This window comes from Saccharopolyspora rectivirgula DSM 43747, from assembly GCF_000497205.1.
Taxonomy (GTDB): Bacteria; Actinomycetota; Actinomycetes; order Mycobacteriales; family Pseudonocardiaceae; genus Saccharopolyspora; species Saccharopolyspora rectivirgula.
The window spans coordinates 74,131-84,313 of record NZ_AYJW01000009.1 but is presented as its reverse complement, the minus strand read 5'-3'; the positions used below and the strand labels follow the sequence as shown (position 1 = coordinate 84,313).

At 67.2% G+C, this 10,183-nt stretch carries 10 protein-coding genes; 3 read left to right on the top strand and 7 right to left on the bottom strand.

The window, feature by feature from the left end; all coding sequences use genetic code 11:
* On the top strand, window positions 1-1,383 hold a 1,383-nt coding region (locus SREC43747_RS0104615; protein WP_152528310.1), incomplete at its 5' end, for a molybdopterin dinucleotide binding domain-containing protein.
* 64 nt (window positions 1,384-1,447) lie between these two features.
* On the opposite strand, the gene SREC43747_RS22325 is transcribed toward SREC43747_RS0104615, so the two are convergent.
* Complete coding sequence (locus tag SREC43747_RS22325) at window positions 1,448-1,549, bottom strand: MFS transporter small subunit (protein WP_423817357.1); 102 nt, start codon at window positions 1,547-1,549, stop codon at window positions 1,448-1,450.
* Window positions 1,546-2,880: an OFA family MFS transporter gene (locus tag SREC43747_RS0104605; protein ID WP_029719974.1), complete on the bottom strand. Its 1,335-nt coding sequence runs from the start codon at window positions 2,878-2,880 to the stop codon at window positions 1,546-1,548. Before SREC43747_RS0104605 ends, SREC43747_RS22325 begins: the two co-directional genes overlap by 4 nt.
* Before the next feature lie 88 nt (window positions 2,881-2,968).
* Between SREC43747_RS0104605 and fdhD the strand changes: the two genes are divergently transcribed.
* Both fdhD and SREC43747_RS0104595 read left to right on the top strand, forming a co-directional pair.
* The gene (gene fdhD, locus SREC43747_RS0104600; RefSeq protein ID WP_029719973.1) at window positions 2,969-3,799 is read left to right on the top strand and encodes a formate dehydrogenase accessory sulfurtransferase FdhD; all 831 of its coding nucleotides are present in this window, start codon (window positions 2,969-2,971) and stop codon (window positions 3,797-3,799) included.
* A gap of 231 nt (window positions 3,800-4,030) precedes the next feature.
* Window positions 4,031-4,909, top strand: coding sequence for an alpha/beta hydrolase (locus SREC43747_RS0104595; protein WP_029719971.1), 879 nt, complete (start codon window positions 4,031-4,033; stop codon window positions 4,907-4,909).
* On the opposite strand, the gene SREC43747_RS0104590 is transcribed toward SREC43747_RS0104595, so the two are convergent.
* From SREC43747_RS0104590 to tig, 5 genes are all read right to left on the bottom strand, one after another.
* Window positions 4,892-5,521, bottom strand: a complete 630-nt coding sequence (locus SREC43747_RS0104590; protein WP_029719970.1) for an RBBP9/YdeN family alpha/beta hydrolase — start codon at window positions 5,519-5,521, stop codon at window positions 4,892-4,894. The two genes, SREC43747_RS0104595 and SREC43747_RS0104590, sit on opposite strands and share 18 nt — an antisense overlap.
* A gap of 81 nt (window positions 5,522-5,602) precedes the next feature.
* A complete protein-coding gene (gene clpX / locus SREC43747_RS0104585) occupies window positions 5,603-6,883 on the bottom strand; it encodes an ATP-dependent Clp protease ATP-binding subunit ClpX (RefSeq protein ID WP_029719969.1) in 1,281 nt (426 codons plus the stop codon).
* A gap of 328 nt (window positions 6,884-7,211) precedes the next feature.
* Entirely contained in the window at window positions 7,212-7,850 is a 639-nt protein-coding gene (locus SREC43747_RS0104580; protein ID WP_029719968.1) for an ATP-dependent Clp protease proteolytic subunit, read from the bottom strand.
* Between the two features lie 41 nt (window positions 7,851-7,891).
* On the bottom strand, window positions 7,892-8,470 hold the full coding sequence (locus SREC43747_RS0104575; protein ID WP_037343053.1) for an ATP-dependent Clp protease proteolytic subunit: 579 nt from the start codon (window positions 8,468-8,470) through the stop codon (window positions 7,892-7,894).
* A gap of 264 nt (window positions 8,471-8,734) precedes the next feature.
* Window positions 8,735-10,135 carry a trigger factor gene (gene tig / locus SREC43747_RS0104570; protein ID WP_029719966.1) on the bottom strand — a complete coding sequence of 467 codons (1,401 nt, stop codon included), beginning with the start codon at window positions 10,133-10,135 and terminating at the stop codon, window positions 8,735-8,737.
* Between the last annotated feature and the right edge of the window lie 48 nt (window positions 10,136-10,183).

The window sequence follows — 10,183 nt, the reverse complement described above, 5'->3', positions numbered from 1 at the left end:
AAGCCCGGGGCCGGGCTGTGCCCGGTGCGCGGGCACTCCAACGTGCAGGGCGACCACACGCACGGCTACGAGGAGTTCGCCGCCCAGGCCGGCGACGTCGACTGGCAAGAGGTCGAGCAGGTGACCGGCCTGCCCCAGCAGCAGGTGGAGCGGATCGCCGGGATGCTGATGCGTTCCGAGCGGACCGTGTTCTGCTGGGCGATGGGCCTCACCCAGCACAAGAAGAGCGTGCCGACGATCCGGGAGATCGTGAACCTCGCGCTGCTGCGCGGCATGATCGGCAAGCCCGGGGCCGGGCTGTGCCCGGTGCGCGGGCACTCCAACGTGCAGGGCGACCGGACGATGGGCATCTGGGAGAAGATGCCGGACTCCTTCTTGGACGCCCTCGACGCGGAGTTCGGCATCAAGTCGCCCCGGCACCACGGTCTGGACACTGTGGATTCCATCCGGGCGATGCGCGAAGGCAAGGTGAAGGCGTTCATCGGCCTGGGCGGGAACTTCGTCGCCGCCAGCCCGGACACCGGCGCCACCTCCGAGGCGTTGCGCAGCTGCGAGCTGACCGTGCAGATCTCCACCAAGCTCAACCGCTCGCACGTCACGCCCGGCAAGACCGCGCTGATCCTGCCGACCCTCGGCCGCACCGAACGGGACGTGCAGGCCTCCGGGCCGCAGTTCGTCACGGTCGAGGACTCGATGTCCGTGGTGCACGCCTCGCGCGGGCGCCTGGCCCCGGCCTCCCAGCACCTGCTGTCGGAAGTGGCCATCATCAGCCGGCTCGCCCGGCACCTGCTCGGCTCGGACCACCCGGTGCCGTGGGAGGAGTTCGAGCGCGACTACGACACGATCCGCGAGCACATCGCCAACGTCGTCCCCGGGTGCGCCGACTACAACCGCAAAGTCCGCCAGCCGGACGGGTTCGTGCTGCCGCACCCGCCGCGGGACTCCCGCACCTTCCCGACCAGCACGGGCAAGGCGAACTTCACCGTCAACGTTCCGGAGAAGCTGCACATCCCCGAAGGCCGGCTGCTGCTGCAGACCATGCGCAGCCACGACCAGTACAACACCACGATCTACGGCCTGTCCGACCGATACCGCGGCATCGAGGGCGGCCGCCGAGTGGTGCTGGTGAACTCGGAAGACCTGGAGGAGTTGGGCTTCCGGGACGGCCAAGTCGTCGACGTGGTCTCGGAGTGGACCACATCGGACGGAAAGCAGCAGGAGCGCCGGGCGCCGTCGTTCCGCCTGGTCAGCTACCCCACTCCGAAGGGGTGCGCGGCGGCCTACTACCCGGAGGCGAACGCCCTGGTGCCGCTGGACTCGGTGGGCGAGATCTCCAACACCCCGGCGTCGAAGTCGGTGGTGATCCGCCTGGAAGCGCGCTGACCGGGAAAGCACGTCGTCGAGCGGGGCTGCCGCACCGAGCGGCAGCCCCGCCGCGTTTTCCGGTCTAGAACAACTCGACCACTTTGCGGACCAGTTCGTAGAGCCCGTAGGCGAACGGGAGCCCCACCCAGGCCCAGGAGAAGATCAGCAACGCCCTGCTGTTCATGCCACACCTGCTGACTGCTCGTGGTACTTCGAGGACACCGGGCGGATCAGCTCGTTGGCCGTGAAGCCAACCGCCAGCAGCCCGGCCATCAGGTAGAGCGACGTCGTGTACAGATCGGATCCGGTGAGGCCGTGGAGCGCTTGGGCGTCGGCCACCGCGTTCACGATCAGCGGGCCCAGCACCCCGGCCGCCGACCAGGCGGTGAGCAGCCGCCCGTGGATCGCACCGACCTGGTACGTGCCGAACAGGTCGCGCAGGTAGGCCGGCATGGTGGCGAATCCGCCGCCGTAGAACGACAGCAGCAGCATCGCGCTGATGACGAAGATCGGCACCGCGGTGTCCCCGAGGAACGCGATGACCAGGTACAGCAGCAAACCGCCGCCGAGGTAGAGCCGGTAGACGTTCTTCCGGCCGATCGCGTCCGACACCGACGACCACACGAAGCGACCACCCATGTTCGTCAGCGACAGCAGCGCGACGAACCCCGCGGCGGTACCGGCCGCCACCGGCGTGCTGCTGCCGGCGAAGAAGTCGGTGATCATCGGGGCGGCTTTCTCCAGGATCCCGATCCCCGCGGTCACGTTGCAGCACAGGACCACCCACAGCAACCAGAACTGCGGGGTGCGCAGGGCGTTGCGGGCGGAGACGTTGGCGGTGGTGACCATTCGCCGAGCGGGCTGGTCGACGGTTCGGGCGGCCGTCCACTCGGGGCTGGGCACCCGGATGAGCAGCACCCCCAGCGACATGAACACCGCGTAGGCCAGTCCGTGCACCAGGAACGTCAGGGCGATGCCCGAGCGGTCGCTGCCGAACGCCTCCAGCATCTGCGCCGACCACGGGGAAGCGATCAGCGCACCGCCGCCGAATCCCATGATCGCGATGCCGGTGGCCATCCCGGGCCGGTCCGGGAACCACTTCATCAAGGTCGAGACCGGAGAGATGTAGCCGATGCCGAGCCCGACACCACCGACCACTCCGTAGCCGAGCACCACCATCCAGTACTGCCCGAGGAGCATCCCGAGCGCGGACACGAGGAAACCGGCGGAGAAGCAAGTGGTGGCGACCGCCATGGCCCACCGCGGTCCCCGTCTTTCCACGGTGGTGCCGGCCACCGCTGCCGACAGTCCCAGCATGACGATGCCCAGTTGGAACGGCAGAGCGCTCATGGTTCCGCTCAAGCCCAAGCTGTCCTCCAGCGGGGGCTTGAAGACGCTCCACGCGTAGACCTGGCCGATCGCCAAGTGCACCGCGAGCGCCGCCGGTGGAACCAGCCAGCGGTTCCAATCAACGGGCGCAACGGCGCGGGAAGGACTGAGCAGGTTGACGGCCATGAGCCCTCCCACGGAAGCGGCGTGGATCACAGTTCCGGACGAGGATACTGGGCGGAGGCGCCGAAGACGAGCAGATCGGAGGGGAACCATGGGACGCGTGACCACGCGACGTCCTGTGCTGCGGGTTTCCGCGGACAGCACCCGCACTCGACCGGACACCCTGGCCGCCGAAGAACCCCTGGAGATCCGGGTCAACGGGCGGCCGCTGACGGTGACCATGCGCACCCCGGGCAGCGACGTCGAGCTCGCCCACGGTTTCCTGCTCACCGAAGGCGTGATCAACGACAAAGCGCAGCTGCTCACCGCGCGCTACTGCGACAGCCCCGGCCCCGATGGGCGCAACACCTACAACGTCCTCGACATCCAGCTCGCCGACGGGGTGGCCTTGCCGGACACGTCGGTGGAGCGCAACTTCTACACCACCTCGTCCTGCGGGGTGTGCGGCAAGGCGGCGCTGGACGCGGTGGTCCTGAGCACGCACTACCCGCCGGCGGACGATCCGGTGCGGATTTCCGCGGAGACCGTCTTCGCCCTGCCCGACCGGTTGCGGGAAGCGCAACGGGTCTTCCAGTCCACCGGGGGGCTGCACGCGGCCGGCCTGTTCGACTCCGACGGCGAGGTCCTGGTCGTCCGGGAAGACGTCGGTCGGCACAACGCGGTGGACAAGGTGCTCGGCTGGGCCTTGCTGAACGGGCGCATCCCGCTCACCGGGTGCGTTCTCATGGTCTCCGGCCGCGCTTCCTTCGAACTCGTCCAGAAAGCAGCGATGTCCGGCATCCCGGTGCTGACCGCGGTGTCCGCTCCCTCCTCGCTGGCCGTCGAGCTCGCCGAGGACCAGGGCATGACGCTGGTCGGTTTCCTGCGCGGCAGGTCGATGAACATCTACACCGGACAGCACCGCATCCACCCGGTGGGGTGAGCCCGCACCTGCTTCCCGGCCGATCCGGACAACGGTCGGGACAGGAGGGAAACCGCGCATTCGGCTCGACAGCGGAAGAACCTCTCCAACCGCGCCGCGGCGAACTCCCCCGATCGGAATGAGATTTCGCTCACGTACCATGAAGTGGTACTGCGCCGGCGGGGACCAACGGAACAACTCTTTCCGATGGCAATATGGTCACGAAGTGCTATCGGTCCAACGGGAGATGGAATGCCGCACGACGGCCCAGTCGGGCTGAGCCGCCGCACGGTGATGACCGCAGGTTTCCTCGGTGCCGCTTCGCTGAGCCTCGGACTGACCCGGAGCAACAGCGCGCCGGAACCGCAACCGTCCCAGCTCAACAACCAGCCGAACGTGCTGGTCGAGCAGGTGTACTCCCAAGCCCGCAACAGGCACGTGGACCTGGTGACCATGTACCCGAAGGGGCACGTGCGCCAAGAACTCCCGGTGTGCGTGATGCTGCACGGCCGCTTCGGGGACGCCCGCAACTCGGCAGCGGGCCTGCCGGCCTGGCTGTCCTCAGCGGTCCACGAGCACGGCCTGCCCCCCTTCGCCATCCTCACTGTGGACGGTGGGGGCAACACCTACTGGCACCGCCGGCTCGACGATGATCCGATGTGGATGTTGCTGGAGGAGCTGCCGAGCTGGATGGCCGAACGCGGGCTCGGCGGTCCCCGCGGTCTTCCGTTCGCGGTGTCCGGGGTTTCGATGGGCGGCTTCGGGGCGCTGCTGTACGCCCGCCGCCGCCAGGAGCGCGACGAACCGCTGCGCGCGGTCGCGGTGGTCGCGCCCGCCCTGCTCACGTCCTGGGAGCAGATGCGGAAGCGGCGCGCGTTCAGCAGCGAACAGGAATGGGCGGAAGTGGACCCGCTGCGGCACATCGACGCCCTGGGCGACGTCCCCATCGGAGTCTGGTGCGGGACGCACGACCGGTTCATCGAAGGGGCGCGGGAGTTCATCCGCCGGGCGGACCCGGAGTACGCCTCCACCACGCCCGGTGGCCACAACAGCCGCTACTACCGCAAAGCGCTGCCGGAGCTGGTCAGGTTCGTGGGACGGCACTTGAAGAGCTCAACGGCACACGAGTGAGGCGGTTCCCCGCAGCACCTGGCGGCTCCGCGTCCGCAGCAGCTTCTCCGCTTCCTCGAAGCGGTCGCAGACCGGTGTGGACCCGTAGAGCACCCAACGGAGCACCGACGGCCACGGGCCGTACCCCGATGCGGTGGTGAGCCGCCCGCCGTCCAGCACCACGTCCATCTCCACCTGGAGGGACTCGGCCAGGCGCCGCGCTTGGTACATGGTCAGCTGCGGATCCCCGGTTCCCACGACCAACCTGGTCACCCCGGCTGCTCGCCGGACCGCTGCCGCACCGGTCTCGTGCAACCGCTCATCGCACTCGAGCGGGGCCACCAGCAGCACCCGGTCGGCTCGGCGGAAATCCGGTTCGACCGTGGCCGCGTGCTCCAACCACAGCGCAGCACCAGCGGAGTGCACCACCACCGCCAGTTCGGCTTGCGGTGGGACCGCGGCCAGCTGCTCCCGCAGCACCAGCATCCGGTCGTCCGGGGCAGCGGTGTTCGCCGGCAACGGCATGCGGACGTCCACGTCCTGCTCCCGGAGTCTTCTGGTCAGCCAAACCACCCAATGCCAGGGGCCGGGGTCCGGCTCACCGGGAAGCACCAGGACACGCAGCTCAGTCATGATGTGTTGCTTCCGGGATCGGTGATCAGCTCAACTCCATGATCACCGATCGCTCCCGGAAGGGCTGGCTGTACACGCCGCTCAGGCGGACTTTTCCCGGCGCTCCCGCCGCGACGTCTGCCGCGCCACTATGGTCGGGTTGACGTTCTCCCGGACCGTCTGCTCGGTGATCACTACCTTCGCCACGTCGTCCCGGCTCGGGATGTCGTACATGACGGGCAGCAGCACCTCTTCCAGGATCGCCCGCAGACCGCGCGCACCGGTGCCCCGCAGAATCGCTTGGTCGGCAATGGCTTCCAGCGCCGTCTTGGTGAATTCCAGTTCGACATTGTCCATTTCGAACAATTTCTTGTACTGCTTCACCAAGGCGTTCCGCGGTTCGGTGAGGATCCGGACCAGCGATTCCTTGTCCAGGTTCGTCACGCTGGCCACCGTGGGAAGCCGGCCGATGAATTCCGGGATCAGACCGTACTTGATGAGGTCTTCCGGCATCACGTCGGCGAAGTAGTCCGTGGTGTCCACATCGGTCTTGGACCGCAGCTCGGCGCCGAAGCCGACGCTGTGCTTGCCGACGCGCTCTTCGACGATCTTCTCCAGGCCGGAGAAGGCACCCGCGACGATGAACAGGACGTTGGTGGTGTCGATCTGGATGAACTCCTGGTGCGGGTGCTTGCGGCCGCCCTGCGGGGGCACGCTGGCGACGGTGCCCTCCAGGATCTTCAGCAGCGCCTGCTGCACGCCCTCACCGGAGACGTCCCGGGTGATCGACGGGTTTTCACTCTTCCGAGCGATTTTGTCGACCTCGTCGATGTAGATGATGCCGGTTTCAGCGCGCTTGACGTCGTAATCGGCGGCCTGGATCAGCTTGAGCAGGATGTTCTCGACGTCCTCGCCCACGTAGCCGGCCTCGGTCAACGCCGTGGCGTCGGCGATGGCGAACGGCACGTTGAGCATCTTGGCCAGCGTCTGGGCCAGGTAGGTCTTGCCGCACCCGGTCGGGCCGAGCATCAGGATGTTCGACTTGGCCAGCTCGACCGGTTCCTCGCCCCGGTTCTGCCCCCGCTCGGCCGCTTGGATGCGCTTGTAGTGGTTGTAGACCGCGACCGAAAGATTCCGCTTGGCGGCGTCCTGCCCGATGACGTACTGGTCGAGGAAGTCGTGGATCTCCGCCGGCTTGGGCAGCTCGTCGAGCTTGACGTCGCTGGTCTCAGCCAGCTCCTCCTCGAGGATCTCGTTGCAGAGATCGATGCACTCATCGCAGATGTACACGCCGGGGCCGGCGATGAGCTTCTTGACCTGCTTCTGACTCTTCCCGCAGAAGGAGCACTTCAGCAGGTCCCCGCCGTCACCGATACGTGCCATGACCGCTGACCTCGTCCCCTCCGGCACGCCGCCCTTCAGCGCGCCTGACCGTAGCTCTCTTCGACGGTACCTGCCGTTCCCCGGGTTCGGGGAGACTCATAGTGTCCGCCATCTCGCGGAACAGGAAAACCACCTCTTCGTCCCGGCGTGTCGCGCCGGCAGAGCAGGCGTGATACCGCAGGTGGCGGTGGCACACCGGAGCCGGCCGGTGGCCGAAGTCACAGCCAGCCGGCCTGGCCCGGCTTCCGGGGGAGCCCACCGCGTCCGCGAACGCGGCCGCGCTGACCGGGCCCGCCCCCGGAACGCCGCAGCTCGCTCGAGCGACGAGTCAGCTCTGCTGCTGCATCGCCGAGAGCTTGCGGTACGGCAAGACCTCATCGACGATGCCATACTCCACCGCCTGCTCAGCGGTGAGGATCTTGTCGCGGTCGATGTCGGTCGCGATCTGCTCCTTGCTCCGGCCGGTGTGCTTGGCCAGCGTCGACTCCAGCAGGTCGCGCATCCGCTGCACCTCGGCCGCCTGGATCTCCAGGTCGGAGACCTGGCCGTAGATGCCCTCCACCGACGGCTGGTGGATCAGCACCCGCGAGTTCGGCAGCGCCATCCGCTTGCCCTTGGTGCCGGCGGCCAGGAGAACCGCCGCGGCCGAAGCGGCCTGCCCCAGGCAAATGGTCCGGACGTCCGGGCGCACGTACTGGATCGTGTCGTAGATGGCCAGCATCGCGGTGAACGAACCACCCGGGGAGTTGATGTACATCTGGATCTCCCGGTCGGGGTCGTCCGACTCCAGGAACAGCAGCTGAGCCATCACATCGTTCGCCGACGCGTCGTCGACCTGAACACCGAGGAACACGATGCGTTCCTCGAACAACTTGTTGTACGGATTCGACTCCTTGACCCCGTACGCGGTGCGCTCGACGAACGAGGGCAGGATGTACCGGGACTGGAGAGGCTGGAACGAGCTCACGACAGGTGACTCCTCATTACTAGATCCGAGACGACGGGTGGTCAGCTGCTCGGGAGATTTGCTGCGGTCGCGATGTGGTCGATGAAGCCGTAGTCCTTGGCCTCTTCCGCGGTGAACCACCGGTCGCGGTCGGAGTCAGCGATGATCTTCTCCACCGGCTGGCCGGTGTGCTCCGCGATCAGCTCGGCCATCTCCTGCTTGTTCTTGGAGAACATGTTCGCCTGGATCGCGATGTCCGAAGCGGTACCGCCCAGGCCGGCCGACGGCTGGTGCATCATGATCCGCGCGTGCGGCAGGGCGAACCGCTTTCCCTTGGCCCCGGCAGACAGCAGGAACTGCCCCATCGAGGCAGCCATGCCCATCGCAACCGTCACCACGTCCGGCTTGATCAGCTGCATGGTGTCGTAGATCGCCATGCCCGCCGGCACCGACCCGCCCGGCGAGTTGATGTACAGCGAGATGTCCCGCTCGGGGTCCTCGGCCGCCAGCAGCAGCAGCTGCGAGCAGATCTGGTTGGCGATGTTCTCCTCGACCTGGGTCCCCAGGACGATGATCCGCTCCCGCAGCAACCGCTCGTAGACCGAGTCGTTGAGCGAGAGCCCACTGGTCGTCGACCGCATGTACGGCGCATCGGACGCCGGAACACTCTGGTGCGTCACGTTTCCCTGCCTTCTCCCTTGACGGGCCTTTTTGCGCCGAGGGCTTGACACCCAGGGCCCACCTCCTAAGTGGACCGATGTCACCAGTTCGGGTGACCCTGTGGTGCCCCGGTCGCTCTCGGATGATCCGCTACAACATGACCCTAACGAACGTGGGCGGCACTAGCTTCCCAGTACCGCCCACGTTCGCTCAGAGCATGCGTGTTCATTTATCGCAGGGCTGGATCACTCCGCCTTGCTGGACTCACCCGACTCACTCGATTCGGCCTCGCCCGAGCTCTGCTCGCCCTCGGAAGAATCCTCCTGCTGGGTGCCGAACAGCTCGTCCATGTCCAGGGTGTTGCCGGAGGCGTCGGTGACGGTCGCCTGGCGAACCACCGAGAACAGCGCCTTGCCGCGGCGCACCTCGGCGAAGATCGCACCAAGCTGGCCGGCCTGCTGCGCCTGCTGCACGAACTGGTCGGGGCTCATGCCGAACCGCTGGGCCTGGTAGATGATCCGCTCGGTGAGCTCGTTGTCCGAAACGGTGATCCCCTCGGCGTCGGCGATGGTGTCCAGCAGCAGCTGGCTGCGGACCGCCTTCTCCGCCTCCTCGCGGGTCTCGTTGTCGAACTCCTCGCGGGTCTTGCCCTGCTGTTCGAGCCACTCCTCGAAGCGCTTCTCGTCGTGGTCGAACGGGTGGATCGCGTCGTGGACGCGGACCTCGATCTCGGACTCGAGGACCTTCTCCGGAACCGGGATCTCGGTGGACTCCAGCAGCGCGTCCAGCACCTTGTCACGGGCCTGCACGCCCTGCTGCATCTTCTTGACCCGGCTCAACCGCTCGCGCAGGTCGTTGACCAGCTCGTCGATGGTGTCGAACTCGCTGGCCATCTGCGCGAACTCGTCGTCGGCCTCGGGCAGCTGCCGCTCCTTGACGGAGTTCAGCTTGACCGTCACCTCGGCGTCGCGACCGGCGTGCTCACCGGCGACGAGCTTGGTGGTGAAGGTCTTGGTCTCCCCCGCGCTGGCGCCGATCAACGCGTCGTCGATGCCTTCGACGAGCTGGCCGGAACCGATCTCGTAGGAAAGCCCGCTGGTCTTGGCGTCCTCGACTTCCTGGCCATCGACGGTGGCCGAGAGGTCGATGCTGACGAAGTCGCCTTGCTGTGCCGGGCGGTCCACACCGGTGAGGGTGCCGAACCGGGCGCGCAGCGCGTCGAGCTGTTCGGTCACCTCCTCCTCGGTGACCTCGACGTCGTCCACACTCACCGTCAACTCACCGAAGGCGGGCACGGTGATCTCGGGCCGGACGTCGACCTCCGCCTTGAACGCAAGCTGCTCGCCGTCCTCGAGCTTGGTCACCTCGATGTCGGGGCGACCAAGGGTGCGCACCTCGCTGCTGTTGACCGCCTCGAGGTACTTCTCCGGGACCGCTTCGTTGACGACCTCGTCGAGCACGGGGCCACGACCGATGCGGCTCTCCAGCACTCGTGCCGGCGCCTTGCCGGGGCGGAAGCCCGGGATGCGGACTTGCTGTGCGAGTGCCTTGTACGCGCGGTCGAAGTTCGGCTTGAGCTCGTCGAACGGCACCTCGACGTTGATCCGGACGCGCGTCGGGCTCAGGTGCTCGACGGTGCTCTTCACGTGGTCTCCTAGTGCGAACGTGCTTCATCCCCCGGCGCTGCCACCAGG

Coding starts and splice junctions, on each gene's coding strand:
- SREC43747_RS22325 (WP_423817357.1), bottom strand. CDS start 1,549: ATGAACAGCAGGGCGTTGCTGATCTTCTCCTGGGCCTGGGTGGGGCTC.
- SREC43747_RS0104605 (WP_029719974.1), bottom strand. CDS start 2,880: ATGGCCGTCAACCTGCTCAGTCCTTCCCGCGCCGTTGCGCCCGTTGAT.
- fdhD (WP_029719973.1), top strand. CDS start 2,969: ATGGGACGCGTGACCACGCGACGTCCTGTGCTGCGGGTTTCCGCGGAC.
- SREC43747_RS0104595 (WP_029719971.1), top strand. CDS start 4,031: ATGCCGCACGACGGCCCAGTCGGGCTGAGCCGCCGCACGGTGATGACC.
- SREC43747_RS0104590 (WP_029719970.1), bottom strand. CDS start 5,521: ATGACTGAGCTGCGTGTCCTGGTGCTTCCCGGTGAGCCGGACCCCGGC.
- clpX (WP_029719969.1), bottom strand. CDS start 6,883: ATGGCACGTATCGGTGACGGCGGGGACCTGCTGAAGTGCTCCTTCTGC.
- SREC43747_RS0104575 (WP_037343053.1), bottom strand. CDS start 8,470: ATGCGGTCGACGACCAGTGGGCTCTCGCTCAACGACTCGGTCTACGAG.